The organism is Pseudoduganella sp. GW821-FHT11H04, assembly GCF_058807935.1.
Window position 1 is genome coordinate 547574 of sequence record NZ_JBXARE010000004.1, and the last position, 17058, is coordinate 564631.

General features: G+C 63.0%; 14 protein-coding genes. 10 read left to right on the forward strand and 4 right to left on the reverse strand.

The features are described 5' to 3' along the window. Window positions 1-36: 36 nt before the first annotated feature. The 5 genes from AC1RTP_RS12745 (at window position 37) to AC1RTP_RS12765 (ending at window position 5470) form a co-directional block, all read left to right on the forward strand. Window positions 37-1737, forward strand: a complete 1701-nt coding sequence (locus AC1RTP_RS12745; protein WP_498607988.1) for a DUF8614 domain-containing protein — start codon at window positions 37-39, stop codon at window positions 1735-1737. 101 nt (window positions 1738-1838) lie between these two features. Then, window positions 1839-2525, forward strand: a complete 687-nt coding sequence (locus AC1RTP_RS12750) for a hypothetical protein (protein WP_498607989.1) — start codon at window positions 1839-1841, stop codon at window positions 2523-2525. Window positions 2526-2608: 83 nt separating this feature from the next. Further along, a complete protein-coding gene (locus tag AC1RTP_RS12755; protein ID WP_498607990.1) occupies window positions 2609-3322 on the forward strand; it encodes a BON domain-containing protein in 714 nt (237 codons plus the stop codon). A gap of 89 nt (window positions 3323-3411) precedes the next feature. Next, the gene (locus AC1RTP_RS12760; protein ID WP_498607991.1) at window positions 3412-4731 is read left to right on the forward strand and encodes an MFS transporter; all 1320 of its coding nucleotides are present in this window, start codon (window positions 3412-3414) and stop codon (window positions 4729-4731) included. A 70-nt stretch (window positions 4732-4801) separates the two neighbouring features. Next, window positions 4802-5470, forward strand: coding sequence for a hypothetical protein (locus tag AC1RTP_RS12765; RefSeq protein WP_498607992.1), 669 nt, complete (start codon window positions 4802-4804; stop codon window positions 5468-5470). On the opposite strand, the gene AC1RTP_RS12770 is transcribed toward AC1RTP_RS12765, so the two are convergent. Continuing rightward, window positions 5467-5850, reverse strand: coding sequence for an MAPEG family protein (locus AC1RTP_RS12770; protein WP_498607993.1), 384 nt, complete (start codon window positions 5848-5850; stop codon window positions 5467-5469). The two genes, AC1RTP_RS12765 and AC1RTP_RS12770, sit on opposite strands and share 4 nt — an antisense overlap. A 64-nt stretch (window positions 5851-5914) precedes the next feature. Between AC1RTP_RS12770 and AC1RTP_RS12775 the strand changes: the two genes are divergently transcribed. Further along, entirely contained in the window at window positions 5915-6712 is a 798-nt protein-coding gene (locus tag AC1RTP_RS12775) for a hypothetical protein (protein WP_498607994.1), read from the forward strand. Here the strand turns inward: AC1RTP_RS12775 and AC1RTP_RS12780 are convergent. Further along, the gene (locus AC1RTP_RS12780; RefSeq protein WP_498607995.1) at window positions 6663-8117 is read right to left on the reverse strand and encodes a cytochrome P450; all 1455 of its coding nucleotides are present in this window, start codon (window positions 8115-8117) and stop codon (window positions 6663-6665) included. The two genes, AC1RTP_RS12775 and AC1RTP_RS12780, sit on opposite strands and share 50 nt — an antisense overlap. A gap of 26 nt (window positions 8118-8143) precedes the next feature. On the opposite strand from AC1RTP_RS12780, the gene AC1RTP_RS12785 reads away from it, so the two are divergent. Further along, window positions 8144-8983, forward strand: coding sequence for an AraC family transcriptional regulator (locus AC1RTP_RS12785; RefSeq protein WP_498607996.1), 840 nt, complete (start codon window positions 8144-8146; stop codon window positions 8981-8983). On the opposite strand, the gene AC1RTP_RS12790 is transcribed toward AC1RTP_RS12785, so the two are convergent. Beyond that, on the reverse strand, window positions 8980-9714 hold the full coding sequence (locus tag AC1RTP_RS12790; protein WP_498607997.1) for a substrate-binding periplasmic protein: 735 nt from the start codon (window positions 9712-9714) through the stop codon (window positions 8980-8982). The two genes, AC1RTP_RS12785 and AC1RTP_RS12790, sit on opposite strands and share 4 nt — an antisense overlap. Window positions 9715-9769: 55 nt before the next feature. Here AC1RTP_RS12790 and AC1RTP_RS12795 point away from each other — a divergent pair, with 55 nt between their 5' ends. From AC1RTP_RS12795 to AC1RTP_RS12805, 3 genes are all read left to right on the forward strand, one after another. Continuing rightward, window positions 9770-11704, forward strand: coding sequence for a helicase-related protein (locus AC1RTP_RS12795; RefSeq protein ID WP_498607998.1), 1935 nt, complete (start codon window positions 9770-9772; stop codon window positions 11702-11704). An 83-nt stretch (window positions 11705-11787) separates the two neighbouring features. After that, window positions 11788-12840: a sensor histidine kinase gene (locus AC1RTP_RS12800; protein WP_498607999.1), complete on the forward strand. Its 1053-nt coding sequence runs from the start codon at window positions 11788-11790 to the stop codon at window positions 12838-12840. After that, the gene (locus tag AC1RTP_RS12805; RefSeq protein ID WP_498608000.1) at window positions 12837-13535 is read left to right on the forward strand and encodes a LytR/AlgR family response regulator transcription factor; all 699 of its coding nucleotides are present in this window, start codon (window positions 12837-12839) and stop codon (window positions 13533-13535) included. The genes AC1RTP_RS12800 and AC1RTP_RS12805 overlap by 4 nt, the downstream gene beginning before the upstream one ends. Here AC1RTP_RS12805 and AC1RTP_RS12810 read toward each other — a convergent pair. Then, window positions 13532-17050, reverse strand: coding sequence for an ABC transporter permease/M1 family aminopeptidase (locus AC1RTP_RS12810; RefSeq protein ID WP_498608001.1), 3519 nt, complete (start codon window positions 17048-17050; stop codon window positions 13532-13534). The genes AC1RTP_RS12805 and AC1RTP_RS12810 overlap by 4 nt on opposite strands. Between the last annotated feature and the right edge of the window lie 8 nt (window positions 17051-17058).

The window sequence follows — 17058 nt, forward strand, 5'->3', positions numbered from 1 at the left end:
CAATGTGGCCTTCCTTTTAACAAGAGAAAAGGCCACATGAAAAAAATCCTGACACCGCTGGTGCTGGCGATTGCCAGCGCTACTGCCGCCGCCGCACCGGCAAATCTCGCTGACCTGCAGAAGATGACCAAGCGTTACGCGCCGGTGCAACTGAAGGCCGACGCGTCCAAGCTGTCGGCCGGTGATCGCATGGCGATCAAGAAGCTGATCGAAGCCGCAAAAATCGTCGACACCCTGCAACTGCGCCAGCGCTGGTCCGGTAACGAGGCCCTTTACGCCGCGCTGCAAAAAGACCAGTCGCCGCTGGGCAAGGCGCGCGCCGAGTACTTCTGGCTGAACAAAGGGCCATGGTCCATCCTGGACGACCACCAATCCTTCCTGCCTGCGGACGTCGCCGGCATCAAGGTGCCGGACCACAAGCCGGCCGCTTCCAACTTCTATCCTGAAGGCGCGACCAAGGAAGAACTGGAATCATGGATCAACGGCCTGCCTGCGGCGCAGAAGCAGGATGCGCAATGGTTCTTCACCACCATCCGCAAGGGCGATGACGGCAAGTTCAAGATCGTCAAATATTCGGACGAGTACAAGCCGGAGCTGGAGAAACTCTCCAAACTGCTGAAGGAAGCTGCTGCCGCCACCAGCAATGCCTCGCTCAAAAAATTCCTCGACCTGCGCGCGGATGCTTTCCTCTCCAACGATTACTTGCCGTCCGACTTTGCCTGGATGGACCTGGATTCGCCGGTCGACATCACCATCGGCCCGTACGAAACCTATAACGATGAACTGTTTGGCTACAAGGCCGCCTTCGAAGCATATGTGAACATCCGCGACGAGAAGGAAACCCGCAAGCTGGACTTCTTCGCCAAGCATATGCAGGAACTGGAAGACAACCTGCCGCTGGACGCGCAATACCGCAACCCGAAAGTTGGCGCCGTGGCGCCGATGGTGGTGGTGAACCAGGTGTACGGCGCGGGCGACGGCAATATGGGCGTGCAGACCGCCGCCTACAACCTGCCGAACGACGAGCGCATCATCAGCCAGCGCGGTTCCAAGCGCATCATGCTGAAGAACGTGCAGGAAGAAAAATTCAAGGCTACGCTGACGCCAATCGCTAAACTGGTGCTGCGCAAGGAAGACCAGAAGGACCTGGACTTCAATTCCTTCTTCACCCACATCCTGGCGCATGAAATCACGCACGGCCTGGGCCCGCACATCACCAGGATGGGCGCGACCGAGTCGACTCCGCGCCAGGATTTGAAGGAAGCCTATTCCACCATCGAGGAAGCGAAAGCCGACATCACCGGCCTGTACGCCCTGATGTACATGATGGAGAAGGGCCAGCTGAAAGGCACGCTGGGCCAGGGCGAGGCGGCGGAACGCAAGCTGCACATCTCTTTCCTGGCATCGGCCTTCCGCACGCTGCATTTCGGCCTGACCGACTCGCACGCGCGCGGCATGGCGATCCAGGTGAATTACCTGCTGGATAAGGGTGGCTTTGTTTCGCACGGCGACGGCACCTTCTCGGTCGACTTCAAGAAGATCAAACAAGCGGTCATGGATCTTGACCGGGAGTTCCTCACGATTGAAGCGACCGGCGATTACGCGCGCGCCAAGGACATGATGGCGAAGTACGTTGTCATCCGCCCTGACGTGCAGAAGGCCTTGGACAAGATGAAGAAAGTCCCGAACGACATTCGTCCTTCTTTCCCAACTGCCAACTCCTTGCTCGCAAAATAAAGTTGTCCGCTAGCTCAGCCAATATTTTGTAACAGCCCTGAAACTCCGGTAACTGCTTGCCGTAAGGCATGTATAGTTGAAGTCAGTTACCGGAGTTTGAAATGAAGCTGAGCCTGCCCTTCCTGCTGTCCTTGTTCGCTGCATCAGCAGGCGCTACACAGCTGACCGAGATCGAAACCCGCTGGCTGCAGGCCGGCTCTCCCGTGCTGGCTTACGCCAAGCAGGAACTCCAACTCCCAATTGATATCGTGGTCCAGCCGCAAGCCGGACCGAATGACGTGCCGCTTGCCATGGGTTTCGCCGATGGCCGTTGCAAGCTCGTCTTTTCCATGCGCGGCAATCCGCAAGCTGAGCAAGTGCTGTCCGGCGTGCCAGCCGAACAGCAAAAAGTATTAATCGAAGCGATGACCGCTCACGAGGTAGGGCACTGCTGGCGTCAGGCGCACGGCAGCTGGCACGCCTTGCCGGCCGGCTTCGTTGAAGGTCCGCAAGAGCTGCCCGACAACCCGGAACTGCAAGCACTGTCGAATGAAATGCGCGATACGCGCCGTGAAGAAGCCTTCTCCGACCTGGTGGCGCTGGCCTGGACGCAGCGTGCCAACGCAACGCAATACGCCCAGGTGCATGCATGGCTGATGCAGGTTCGCCAACCTGTTGCACACGGCTCCCACAATACTCGTGCCTGGTTGCAACTGGCCTCCAACGCTACTGTGTTCGATAGCGAACAAAACCCCTTTGAGCAGGCGCGCGCCCTTTGGAGCAAAGGCTTACTTAAAGACGAGCAATAACCCGACTGTGTTCGGTGGCGAACAGAATTTAGTCCCCGGGAGGCGTGTAATCCTTTTGCAAACCATCCTAAAGGGGACCAACCATGAAGAAAATCCTGTGTATTTCGCTGGCAGCACTGTTCAGCTCTTCGGTTGCATTGGCGCAGAACGTCGATCGCAATGCCTATAAAGCCGCTGAGGATAAGGCAGAGTCCGACTACAAAGTAGCGAAGGACAATTGTAAGAGCCTGAAGCACAACGCCAAGGACATCTGCAAGGAAGAGGCCAAAGTGGCGGAAAAGCGTGCCGAACTGGATGCGACCACGCAGTACCAGAACACGCCTAAGGACGTGGAGCACGCCAGGAAAAAACTGGCTGACGCCGAGTACGACCTGGCCAAGGAACGTTGCGACGACATGAGCGGTTCGCAGAAATCGGCCTGCAAGGCAGATGCCAAGGCCGCAAAAAAGAACGCTATCGCCGCTGCTGAAAGTCCTAACGCCACAGCGACCACCACCACGGGCGCCGTAGCCCGGAATACGCGTGAGGCAGGCACCAATCTGGCCGACACCGCACGTGAAAAAACCGCCGACACCCGCACTGCGATGTCGGACACCATGATCACCACCAAGGTGAAGGCTGAAATGGCTGCCGACCCAGTGGTCAAGGCCATGGACGTCCACGTGGAAACCCAACGCGGTATCGTCATGCTGAGCGGCTTCGTGCCGACCAAGGCTGAAGCTGACAAAGCGGTGGAAGTAGCCCGTAAAGTCGAGGGCGTGCAGGAAGTGAAATCTTCCATCCAGATTAAGAAATAAGCCGGCGCCCCGCGTCGATGAAAGGCCGGCCCAGCGCCGGCCTTTCTTTTCTCTTGCTTAAATGACGAACGTAATCTAACATGAGGCGCATGATAGCCAATACTCTCTCCCAGCGGTTGCAACGCCGCGGCATCCACTACGCGTGGGTCATCGTTGCCATGACCTTTCTAACAGGGCTGACATCGTCGGCCGCACTTGGCTTGCCGGGCGCGCTGCTGCAGCCTGTCAGCCGTGAATTCGGCTGGGGCGTGGACCAGGTGTCTTCCGCGCTGGCTGTGCGCTTTGCCTTGTTTGGCCTGATGGGGCCTTTTTCGGCGATCCTGATGGAGCGCTTTGGCTTGCGCAATGTGGTGGTGACCGCGCTTGGTCTTGTGACGGCGGGCTCTTTGCTGTCGATGGGCATGACGCAGTTCTGGCAACTGGTGCTGCTGTGGGGCGTGATGCTGGGCGTTGGCTCCGGAATGACGGCCTTGGTGCTTAGCGCCGTGGTGTCCAGCCGCTGGTTCGAAGCGCGGCGCGGACTCGTAGTGGGGATGTTGACCGCCAGTTCGGCCACGGGTCAATTGATTTTCTTGCCGGTTGGCGCATGGCTGGTCGAGAAGTTCGGCTGGCGTATGGCGGTGCTGCCGGTGCTGGTGGCATGCGGCCTGGTTGCCATCGCCGTATTCGCACTGATGCGCAACCGGCCTTCGGATGTTGGGCTGGCGCCGTTCGGCGCGCCGCAGCCTGGCACCACGCCGGTCGCGGTGCCTTCAACGCCAGCGCCCGCGATGGTGCTTGGCTTCGCGACCCCATTCCGCATCCTGCGCGAAGCCTCGGGCAGCATGGTTTTCTGGCTGTTGGCGGGTAGTTTCTTCATCTGTGGCTTGAGCACGAATGGCCTGATACAGACCCACTTCATTTCGCTGTGCGGTGATGCGGGCCTGGGTCCCGTGCCTGCCGCTTCAGTGTTGGCGATGATGGGCGCTTTCGACCTGGTGGGCACCGTGCTGTCTGGCTGGCTGTCCGACCGTTACGACAACCGCAAGCTGCTGTTCTGGTATTACAGCCTGCGCGGCCTGTCGCTGCTGTGGCTTCCGTATTCGGGCTTTACGCTGTATGGGCTGTCGCTGTTCGCGATGTTCTATGGCCTGGACTGGATCGCCACCGTGCCGCCGACCGTGCGTCTGGTCGCCACCACCTTCGGCAAGGAGAAGGCAGGCATGGTGTTCGGCTGGATCTTCGCCGCCCACCAACTGGGCGCTGCAGTTGCCGCCTTCGGTGCGGGCCAGGTGCGCACGTTGCTGCTGACGTATAACCCGGCACTGTTCACGGCGGGCGTGGCTTGCCTGGTCGCGGCCATGATGGTGATGGCGGTACGCCTGCGTCCCGCCGCCGTTGCCGCGCCGGAGATCGCCAGGGCAGCGTGAGTTTGCGATAGATTTTTCGCCGACGTTTCTTGTTATCCTCCTCGCTTCAATAACGAAAGGGGGGACGGCGGTGACGAAGTCGATCGAAGAACGGCTGGCAGCGGTGGAACAGGAAAACGCGAGCCTGCGCAAACGCATTGGCCGCCAGAACGCGGCATGGCTGTTCAGCGTGCTGGCGCTGGTGGGCGGGGTTGCTGTCGCCGGCGTGGCGGTCAAGGATGCCGTGTTTGACAGCGTCAAGGCGAAGGAAGTGGTCGTGGTCGATGCCAAGGGTACGGTGCGTGCGCGGCTCAGCGGCGACCAGCCCGATGCCGTAATGGCCGGCGGCCGCGTGAGCAAACGCGGCGACAAAGCGGCTGGCCTGATCATTTACGACTCGGAAGGCATCGAGCGCGGCGGCTATGTCACGACCGATACCGAGAGCAACGCGATGATCACGCTGGATTCCAAGCACCGCATGGCCGCCATCATGGTGGCTGGCCCCGGATTAGAACAAGCTGCTGCGCTCAGCCTGATCACCAAGGGCGCCACCATGGACCTGCGGGCCGATTCCAACGGCACGCGACTTACGACCACCGACAAGGATGGCGTTAAATTCCAGCAGCCGACGATTGCGACGTTGGCGCCCGACACCTGCAAGATGTACCAGGGGTATAAGAAAACCGAGCCCGGAAATCGCTGGTGTCAGGCACGCTTTACCGACGCTGCCTGCAATGCCTGCCTGGACGGCGCGAATTAAGCGTGCGCCAGGATCGCCAGGCTGACGCCGATGCCAGCAAACCACACCACGGTGCGCAGCGTCGCCAGGTTGCTGATGTAGATGATGCTGTAGATTACGCGGATCAGGACGAAGGTCATTGCAAGGATGTCGATGCGGTCCTGGTTCGCATGTGCCTGCTGGGCGAGTATCACGGCCGCAATGAATAGCGGCAGCGCTTCAAAGCCGTTCTGGTGCGCGGCGATGGCGCGCTTTGCCCAGCCGTCCTGGCGGCCGGCCCAATCACGCGGGTCGGCATTGTTGTAACGATCCTTGGTTTTGACCGAAGCGACTTTTGGTGTCAGTGCAACTGCCATCGGCAGGATGCAGGCGGCTGCGATGCACCAGTTTGCAAGCGTCATCTTCTACTTCTCCTAAATTTTAAGTATTCGGGAATACTACCAGCTTGCGCTAAACTCGCGGCCCATGAATTCCATCCTCGCCCTCAAACTCTTCCTCGTTCCGTCCTTGATTTACGCTGTCACGCTGGCCGGCCGGCGCTGGGGGCCTGCCGTTGCGGGCTGGCTTTCTGCCTTCCCCATTGTGGCGGGGCCAATCCTGCTGGCGATTACGCTGGAGCAGGGTGCGGGCTTTGCCGCCACTGCGGCCGAAGGGACCTTGATGGCGGTGCTCGCGATGGTCGCCTTCAGCCTGACATATGCCTGGGTGTCGCGCCGCATGGGCGTGGCCGGTTCCATGCCTGTTGCGCTGTGCGCATGGGCGCTGACGGTGGCGGCCCTGCAGTCGGTGCGCTTGCCAATGGCGGTCGTGGCGCTGGCCGTTGTTGCGGCTTTGCTCCTTGCGCCGCGCTTGTTCCCTAAGCTGCACGCGGCCGCGCCGGCTGTCGCCACGCCGGCACCAGCTGCGGCTGTGCGGCGCGGCGGAGACCTGCCGTGGCGGATGCTGGCAGGCGCTATATTGGTGATGTCGGTCAGCGCTGCTGCGGCCGGCCTGGGACCGCGCCTGAGCGGATTCTTTGCCATGTTCCCGGTCATGGGGACCGTGCTGGTTGGCTTCACCCACGTGCAGTCCGGCCGCGACAGCGCCGTGCAACTGCTGCGGGGAACCATCCTTGGCTACTTCGCTTTCGCTGCTTTTTGCGTGGCGATTTCGCTGCTGCTGCGCGCCCAGCCTGTGGCGGCATCCTTCCTCTGCGCCTTCGTCTTTGCTCTGACTATCCAGCTGCTGGTGAAAGCCGCATCGACAAAGCGCCAGGCGACATAACGAAGCCGTGGTATTCCTGGCTGTTGCCTTCGACTGAAACGATGTCGAAGCGCCCCAGCAGGCAAGCCATGGCCACTTTGATCTCCAACAGCGACAGGTAACGCCCAGGGCACAGTCGCGGACCGGAGCCGAAGGGCATGGCCAACTGGCGAACATTGCCGCCATCGAGCCAGCGCTGTGGATCGAAACCTGCCGCATTGCGCAGCTTCGCCTCCGCCACGCTGTCGTGCCGCAGCACGCACCACACCACGCAATCCTTGGGCACCTGGACATCGCCCACCACGCAATCGCGGTTGGCCTGCAAGGGGATGAAGGGCGCCGGCGGCTTTAGGCGCATTGCCTCGTGCGCGCAGGCGTCGACAAATTCCAGCTGGTCCATCTGCTCGATGGTGAAACCGACCGGATCGGGCGCCACGCGGCGCACTTCTTCCTGCGCCCGGCGCAACGCGTCCGGATGACGCGCCAGCAGCCACACCAGCCATGACAAGGCGCTGGATGTAGTGTCTTCGCCCGCCAGCAGCATGGTGCTCACATTGCCGATGACCGCGTTCTCGTCGATGCCGCTGCCTTCCTGGTCGGCTGCCGCCAGCATTGCTTCCAGCATGTTCTGCGGCCGGGTGGCGCGCGAAGGATCGTCCTGCATGCGCCGGCGCGCCTTGGCGATGAAGCCGTTGGTCGCTTCGCGCATGGCCAGCACCGCGGCTTCCAGCCGGCGGTCGAATGGCAGCTTGAAGTAACGCCAGTAGGGGATGGGAAGCAAGGAGCGGCGCGACGTGCCCTCCATGATCAGTTCAAGCTGCTGCTGCACCACGTCGTCGCCATGCTCGATGGTGTTGACTTCCTCGCCGAAGGCCAGGCCGGCAATCACGTCCACCGTATAGCGTTTCAAATCGGCGCTCAGGGCGATGGTGCGGCCTTCCTGCGCGGCCTGCGCCCAGCGCGCCTGCAAGCGCGCTCCAACACGGGCCAGCAAGGGAAAGTAAGCCTTGATCGCGTGCGGCGCAAAGGCCTGCATCACCATCTTGCGCTGGTTGCGCCATGCTGCCCCTTCGGCCAGGAAGACGCCGGGAACGCCGCCCAGCTCATCCGACACTTCCGCCGTGATGCTGGGGCGGCGGAAGCCATCGGGGCGATCGCGCAGCACGGCGTTGATCTGCGCCGTGTCGGTGAGCACCAGCACGGGCTGGCGGCCCACGCCCATGCGGAACACCGGCCCGTAGCGCTGCGCCATCGCTTCTACGTCGGCGTGGACTTTGCGCGGCCGCAGTTGCAGCGCGTTGCCAATGAAGGGCAGGCCCTTGGGGCCGGGCAGGTCGGAGAGTGTGCGCAAGGCGCTTGCTGCTGGGGTAGTTGTCGTGTCCATGAAGTTCAGTATGCGCCGGTCGTGCGGGGCGGTCTTGAACATTTGCGACATGGGCTACAATGTCCGGCATGTTGCCAATTAGTAAATTCATCGTTCCGCGCCGTTCGCTCGCTTCCTGCGTGCGGGCGATTGTCGTGCGCAGCACCGTTGGCTGCGAGCTGGCCGATGAACAGCGCCTGAACCGCTACCCGGCAACCGAATTTCCCTCACTCTTCCTTCAGGTGCGCGGCGAATCCGTCATGGTCGAACCGTGGGCGCCGGAATTGGTGTGCCCCGAAGGCGGCGCTCTGCTGTCGGGAGGCCAGGCGCGGCCAACGGTGAGCGGCAATCCCGGCCCAACGCACTTCATGACAGTGCTGTTCTTCCCCGATGCGCTGCACCGGCTGACGGGCATCGACATGAGCACCATTGTCGACCAGTTCCTGCCGCTGGACGGCTTGCTCGATGGTGAATGGCGGCAGCTGGCGCAGCGCATGGTGGCGGCGGCCAGCGACGATGCTCGCGTGGCGATGCTGGAAGAATTCCTGGAGCCGCGCTGGCAGGCGGTTCGCAAGGGCGGGGCTTTCGACGGGGCGATGGGCGACTGGGTGCGCCGCCTTGAAGCGCAAGCCGCGGCAGCGGGCATAGGCCGCAGCGTGCGCATGGCGGAGCGCCGCGTACGCGAATGGGCGGGACAGCCGCTGCGTCGGCTGCGCCGTTCCTACCGCGCGGAGCAATCGTTTTTCGCCGCACGCGAAGCTGCGCTGAAAGGCAAAGTGTCGCTGGGCGATGTGGCGCAGGTGGGAGGTTATTCCGACCAGTCGCATATGAACCGCGAGGCGCGTGAAATGACCGGGCTCAGTCCCGGAGAGATCCTGCGGCGTTTGCAGGATGATGAGACTTACTGGATTTACCGTATCTGGAATTAGTGCGGCAAGTCGTAGTCGTAATCAGCCAGGATGCGGCGGTAGGTGCCGTCGGCCTTCATTGATTCCAGCGCCGCCTTCCAGCGCGCCAGCTCTGCGGGCGGAACGTCGGGCGAGGCGGCGAGATGGATCTCCGCCCGGCGCAGCACGGCACCGCGCCGCAGCGCCGATACAGGCAGGTTTTCCGATGCCTGCGCGCGCTTGATTGAGTTCCACACCCCGACCCAGGCGTCGATACGGCCCACGGCCAGCTTGCGTGCATTCAGCTTTTCCTCGGCCACCGCTTCAAGATGGGTGAAGCCTTCACGTTCGGCGATATCGAAGGCCATGCCCCCGCGCAGGCCGCCGATCGACAGCTCGCGCACGGAGCCGACGGAGCTGATATCAAGGGGGGAATCCTGGCGCGTGACGATCAGGACATCGTCTTCCAGCAGCTTGATTTGCCACTGGAAGTAGGGTTCGCGGCTGACGTTGCGTCCCAGCGGCAGCAGCACCATTGGCCCGGCACGCGCCGTTTCAATGGAGCGCATCTGCGGCATCAGGTCGATCGGTCTCGTGTAACCGACCCTGTATGCCATCTCGGACACCAGGGCGCAACTTACGCCGCCAACGCCTTTATCCCTGATCTCGCAAAAGCCCGGGATCATGCCGGCTATGAGGCGCAGCACTTCCGCCCGTGCCGGCATGCACAGGCACAGTGCCAGCAGCAAGAGCATGCGGCGCGAAGCATCCATTGGTCCAGTTTGCTCCGCGCTTGTCAGCTCGTCAAGGCGATATAATCGGCACGCCATGACAGATTTTGACGATGACGAACAGCTGGTGACTGAGTTGGGCCTTGCGGCCCGCGGCATTGAGCTGGCAAAGCAGGAAGGCCGCGTATTCCTGCGCTTCACCGGTTCGGTGGAGCTGGACGGCCTTTACATTCCTTACGACCTGGTGCCGCAGCAAGGCGTGCTGGCCAAGCCTTCCAAGTGGCGCAAGCTGGAACGCGACGGTCGCGCGGCCTTGCTGCTGGAACGCGGCAGCGAAACGGCGCAGGCAGCGCTGCATGCCGACGTGGTGGCTTTCGCCGCCGATTTGCGCGAAGAGTGCGACGACTACGGCATGGCGCCAATGGACTTCCTGCATGCGCTGGAAGACATGCAGACTTCCGAGCCGGCCGGCCTGGTGTTCGACCGCATCCGCCAGCGCCTGGAGCATGCGGTGGAGCGCCACCGCGAAGAGCGGCATGCCGAACGCACCCGCCAGAGCATCAACCTGGCCGAATATCCGGACACCTTCGACGTAGCGCGCCGCCTGCCGCGCAAATTCATTGCACTGCTCGGGCCGACCAATTCCGGCAAGACGCACAAGGCGATGGAGGCCCTGGCCAAGGCGCGCAGCGGCGTCTACCTTGCGCCGCTGCGTTTGCTGGCTCTGGAAAACTATGAGCGCCTGCAAGCCTCCGATCCCGACTTGAAGGTCAGCCTGATCACAGGCGAGGAGCGCCGCATCGAAGAAGGCGCGACCCACGTCGCCAGCACGGTGGAAATGCTCGACACCCGCACCCAGGTCGAAGTGGCCGTGATCGATGAAATCCAGATGCTGGCCGATCGCGACCGGGGCGCAGCCTGGACTGCCGCCGTCTGCGGCGCCCCGGCGCGCACCGTTTACCTGGTGGGCGCCGCTGAAGCACGCCGCGCGGTGGAAGCCCTGGCCGAGCGCCTCGAATGCGAACTCGAAGTGCATATCCTGAAGCGCAAGGCGCCGCTGGGCATGGAACCGTCCGCCGTGCGCAAGCTCAAAGGCCTGCGCAAGGGCGACGCCGTGATCGCGTTTTCCCGCCGCGAAGTGCTGATGTGGCGCGATATGGTGACCGAAGCCGGTCTCTCCGTCGCCACAGTGTACGGCAACCTGTCGCCGGAGGTGCGGCGCGCGCAGGCGCAGCGTTTCCGCGACGGCCAGGCGGATGTAGTGGTCGGCACCGATGCCATCGCCATGGGCCTGAACCTGCCTATCCAGCGCGTGGTGATGACCACCACAGTCAAATACAACGGCTACGAGGAAGAAGAAATCCCGGCCGCGCTGGCGCGCCAGATCGCCGGCAGGGCAGGGCGTTACGGCGTGCATGAGGAAGGCCATGTCGCCGGCTACGACGACGAAACGCATGGCGTGATGCGCTCCCTGCTCAAGGAGAAGCTGCCGCAGATTAAAGCCACCGGCTTCGCTGTCGCGCCGACACTGGAACACCTGCACCGCATTGCAGCCGTTACCGGCGAGGATTCGCTGGCGCGCCTGCTCAAGCGATTCGTGCATAACATCGACGTGCCGGATGGCTTCTTCTTCCCGCGCATCACCGAGGAACAGTTCGAGCGCGCCGAGTGGCTGGACACTTTGCCGCTGTCGGTGGCGGACAAGTTCGCACTTTCGCTGGTGCCGATTTCGGCCAAGGTGGTGACGCTTCAAAAGGCCTGGGAACATTGGTGCGTTTCCCTGTCGCGCCAGCGCGTAACCCACCTGCATCCGGAGCAGAACCCGCTGAAATGGATGAACCTCCAGGAAGCGGAAGACGCCTGCCGCCTGTATTCCGCCTACGCCTGGATCGGCTACCGCCTGCCGGAGTATTTCCCCGATGTGGCGCAGGCGCTGGACCTGTCGCGTTCCGCCTCCGAACGGGTCGACTCCATCCTGCAAGACCAGAACGCCGCCAACCGCCGCCGCCAGCCCAAACGCTTCCGCCATTGAGACGGCACGCGCTGATGGGGGGATAGCAAGTTTGCAAGCCTGCTGCTAACATGCGGCAGGTTTGACTTTCTATTGGCGCACCAATGCAGGATCAATCGACGCAGCGGGATTACTGGCTTTGCCAACTGGCGGGATGGGGCGGTATGACGGCCATCGGCTTGCTGTCCTCATCGCAGAGCGACCTGGAACAGGCAACGCAGTTTGCGCTTGCCAAGACGTTTTGCATGGCGACTGGCTTCGGCCTGTCGCACCTTTGGCGGCTGCACTTGAAGCGGCGCGCATGGCTGGCCGGTACAACGGCGCCTTTGGGGAAGCTACTGGCGGGCCTCTTGCTGCTGGCCGCCTTGCAAACGGGCTTCCTGCTGCTGGCTGACCAGTTGTTCCGCGGCGGCGCTCTCCTGCGGGATCCCGGCACCAGGCTGGTGGATTACGCCCTGCTGGTCGTGCTCTGGTTCGCAGCCTTCGCTGCATGGACCCTTTGTTATGCGGCAGCCCTGGCGCGGCGGCGCGCCCGCCAGGCGGAGCTGGAGCGCCTGGAGCTGGAGGTGAGCGCCAAGGATGCCGAGTTGCGCGCGCTGCAATTCCAGGTCAATCCGCATTTCTTCTTCAATAGCCTGAACAGCATTCGCTCGCTGGTGCACGAGGATGTGCAGGCAGCGTCCCACGCTCTTGGACAGCTGGCGGGAATGATGCGCCAGCGACTGCAAGCAGGGGACGCCGGCACTATTACTTTGGCCGAGGAATTGGCAGCGGTCAGCGCCTACCTTGGCATCGAGAAGCTGCGCTTTGAAGAACGCCTGGTGGTCACCTTCGATGTCGACCCGGACCTGGTTGCAACGCCGCTGCCGCCGATGGTGGTGCAAACTTTGGTGGAGAACGCGGTCAAGCACGGCGTGGAACGCATGGTGGCGCCGTGCCAGATCAGGATCAGCGCCCATCTCGACGCCGACGGCATGGTCAAGGTGGACGTGCGCAACCAGGGCCGCCTCGCGGCCACCAGCAGTTCAACGCGCATGGGCTTAGCCAACGCGGTGCGGCGCCTGGCGCTGCAATGCGGCCCGCGCGCAAGCTGCGTCCTCGTCGAAGAAGACGGTTGGGTGCGTGCTACGGTAAGCCTGCCAAAGGGGACAGCTTGAGAGTAGTCATCATCGACGACGAGCGCCCGGCGCGCAATGAGTTGCGCCGCCTGCTTGACGACCATCCTGAGGTTGACGTGGTTGCCGAAGCGGCCTGTGTGGCCGATGGTGTGCATGCCATCCGCGCCATGGCGCCGGACCTGGTTTTCCTCGATATCCAGATGCCCGACGGTACCGGCTTTGATTTGCTGGCCGCGCTGGAGAATCCGCCGGCCGTCATCTTCACTACTGCCTGGGACAAGTTTGCGCTGAAGGCGTTCGACGCCAACGCCATCGACTACCTGCTGAAGCCAATCGAGGCGCCGCGTTTGGCGCAGGCGCTGCAAAAGCGCAGCATCGGTGCGGAGCCGAAGCCGGCAAAGGCGAACGACGGCAAGGTCTTCATGCAGGACGGCGAGCGTTGCTGGTTTGTGGATATGGAGCAGATCGTGCTGTTCGAGTCGGAGGGCAATTACACGCGCGTCTACTTCGACAATAACCGGCCCTTGCTGCTGCGCTCACTGAGCCAGCTGGAAGAGCGGCTCGATCCGCAGCATTTCATGCGGGTCAACCGCCGCCACATCGTCAACCTGCGCTTCGTGACCGAGGTAGGGCCGTCGCCGGCAGGCGGCTTGATACTGCAGCTGGAAGGCGGCTTGAACGTCGACATGTCGCGTCGCCGCGCCGTCGAGTTCAAGCAGCTCAAGAAGCTTTAATTCCGGCCTTCGACGGCTTTGCGGTTATCGCCCGGTACGCGGTCGATCAGCAGCTGGCGCGGATCCAGCGCGACTTCGGTTGGCCGTTCCGCCACCGTCAGCACCACGCGCGACTCGCCAGAAGGCAGCACACGCTGTGTGGCCTGCAGCTGGCGGCTGCCCGCAAACACGGCCAGTTCAACCGGTTCATCGTAAGCACGCGCGGTTTCCTTGCCATGGCCGTCCGCCTCGGTCTTCGCCAGGCGCAGGGTCACTTCAAGGTCCCAGCGGCCATCGGCTCGCTTGCTGGTGCTGGCCGACACCACACGGTTGTCATAGAACACAATGCGTTCGAACAGGTCCGTCACCAGCGACTGGCTTGCGGCCGGCGTTTCCGCGCGGATGAAGTCGAGCAGTTCCTTGCTGCTGGTGTAAGGCGTACTGCGGTAGCGGGTGGCTTCGAGGAAGCGCTTGATGGCGCGGTTCAGGGCTTCCTCGCCGATGACGGTGCGCAGGCGGTAGAAGGCCAGGCTCGCTTTGCGATATTGCAAATAGATCTGGCTTTCGTTGCGTACCAGCGGCTGTTCCTCCGCGCCTTCGGCAGTGCGGCCGCGCAGGTACTCATCCAGGTCGAAGCGCAGGACGCTGCGTACATGGTCGGCGCCACGGTACTTTTCCAGCGCCATCAGGGCCGAATATTCCGCCAGCGATTCCGTCACCAGGCCGCCGCCCTGCATATTGGCGGCGATGGCCTGGTCGCCCCACCACTGGTGCGCCAGTTCGTGGGCGGTGACGTAGAACACGTGGTCGGCGGCCGCCGGGTCGCGCAGGTCGCTGATGAAGCCCAGAGATTCAGAGAACGGGGTGAGCGTCGGGAAGGCGCGCGCATAGCTCTGGTACAGCGGCGTTTCGGCGATGCGCACTTCGGCATAAGGATACGGGCCGAAATTGGCGGTGTAGTATTCCAGCGCGCCCTTGGCGCCCTCGATCATGCGGCCGACGTTGTAGGCGTGCTTGCTGTCGTAATAGACCGTGATCGGCACGCCGCGCCATTGATCGCGTTTGACCTCCCAGCGCGCGGACAGGTAGCCGAAGAATGGCAGCACCTGGTGCTCCATCTTGTAGTGGAAATAGCGGCGGCCGTTACGTTCCCAGCTCTTCACCAGCGCGCCGGGAGCCAGGGCTACCTGGTCGGCACTGGTCGATACCGTGGTCTCGAAGTCGATCATGTCGGCGTCGATGCCGAACAGCTTCCAGTAGTTCTTCGACTGCGCTTCGCGTTCCTCCAGCTTGGGCATGCGGTGTGCTACGTCCAGGCCGCGCGCCTTGCGGGTCTTGTCGTCCTCCAGCTCCATCGACTGGTTGTAGCCGAATTTTGGGAAGAAGTCTTCGAAGGCGAAGGAAGTGCCGTTCTTGTTGACGGCAATCGGTTTGCCGTCGGCGGTGAAGCCCTTGCGCGCTACGTCGACGACGAAGTCGAAGTCCATGCTGGCGCCTGGGGCCAGTGGCTGGTCCAGCTGCCAATCCATCACGCCGTAGGTTTTATCGTCGCGCAGCATGCGGCCGGCCTGCAGGCGAGGGAAGCGCGTTTCGCCGCGCAGGTCGGTCTGGATGCGCAGCACTTTCATCGCGGCCTGAGTCTTGTTTTGCAAGACATAGTGACCGCGGATGCGCAGCGACTGGGTGTCCGGGAAGATGTCGACGTCGGCGCGGATGCCGGTCAGGCTTGGCATAGGCAGGTTCATGTCCTGGCGATAGGCCTTCTCATAGCCGGCGCGGTAGTCCAGCCATGCCTGGCTGGAACGGTAAGGGTTGAGGACCTCGGTGTTGTAGTAGATCCAGCCGCCCGTGCCTGCGGCTGCGGCCAGGCACAGCGCGGTTGCAACACCGCGCGCCCGGCTAGCGGCGCACAGCAAGCCAACTGCCAGCAAGGCCCAGTAAAGCACGAACCAGGACCAGCCGCCCAGGTAATGGCCGTAGCCGTTCACGTCGGAGTAACGCAGGGTCGGCAAAGCAGCGAAAATCGCCAGTGGATGTTCGATGCCCATGCCGCGCAGCAGCGGGCCGGATGCGAGCAGGGCGATGCCCAGCGCGTAGCCGATGAATTTATTGCCCACCAGGAGTTGCAGGGCCAGCAGGGCGATAGCCAGCAGCAGGAAATAGGCCGAGGCAATCAGCGTACCCTGGGCGTAGAGCGCCAGGTCGACCGGCGCACCTCCCACCGCCAGCTGGATGCCGATCGCGGCCAGCACACCCGTGAACAGGAAGGCCAGCACCACGGCCGCCAGTGCGCCGCCCTTGGCCAGCAGCGGCGCCCAGCGCGGCACCGGCAGCGCGCCGGTCAGGCCGTCGATGCGGGCCTGGCGGTCCCGGTGCACCAGCTCACCGGCGAAGAACAGCAGCACGATCACCAGCATATCGTTCATGCCGCCCGCCAGCTCTTCGAGCATCAGGCGAGTCAGCGGGTAGGGCGTGCTGTCGAAGCGCATTCCGCCGATCGTATAGTTGGCGAAGAAGTTGGCCATGGCCAGGAGCTGCATGACCAGGAAGGGCAGGCTGCGCAGGATGGAACGCGCGTCGGCGCGCAGTAGGCTGGCGGCTTGAAGCCAGCCGGTTTTGCCGCTGAAACGAGGTTCGGTGCGCGGCAGCGGACGGGCGGCGACGGCGACAGGACGCGGCATGCCTTGTGGTTGGGCGGCTGCGGTGGCGCGCTGCTTGCGCCAGCCGCGCCCGGTGCCGGCGCGCAGTGGCTTGAACAGCAGGACGGTCAGGCCGAACATGGCCAGCGCGAGGACGCTCCACAGCAGGCGGTTGGCCAGCAGCGCGCCTTGCAGTGACGGCAGGTGGGCATTGGTGTCGGCGCTGGTGAAATAGCGCGTGGCCTGGGCCAGTACGCGTACGCCGAATGGGTCAAGCAGTACGGCCAGCGCTTCGCTGTCGGCGCGGCCGCCAAGGAAGCCGGCGATGCCCCACAGCGAAATGAAACCCAGCACGCCCACGTACACCATCATCATCGACCGCGTGGTGGCGGCCAGCAGCATCAGCAGGGCCGATACGAACAGCAGGTTAGGTACAGCATAGACGAAGAAGCCCCAGGCATAAGTCTGGAGCGAAAATGGTCCAAGGCGTGCGGGATCGATGCCGGGCATGCGCGAGCCGATCATCATGGCCACGGTGATCAGCGCGAACACCAGCAGGCAGGCCGAAAAGCCCGCCATGAAGCGGCCCAGGAGGTAGTCGATCTTGCGCATCGGCGTCGCGAACAGCAGGTCGGCCATGCCGGCCTCGCTATCGCGCAGCAGCGCCCCTGCGACGAAGAAGGTCACCAGGAAGAGGGCCATGATGCTCAACACGCCCATCTGGTTGACGATTACCACGGGCGCATTCAGGTGCGCATTGCCGATGCTGCCGCCGATGCGCGCTGTTTCGCTGCTGGCGGAAATGAAGGCCAGCAGCATCAGCGGCAGGGTGCTGAGCCACAGCAGGGGCTGGCGCAAGTGGTAGCGCAGGTCGAAGGAGAAGAATGTTTTCCACATAATGCGTT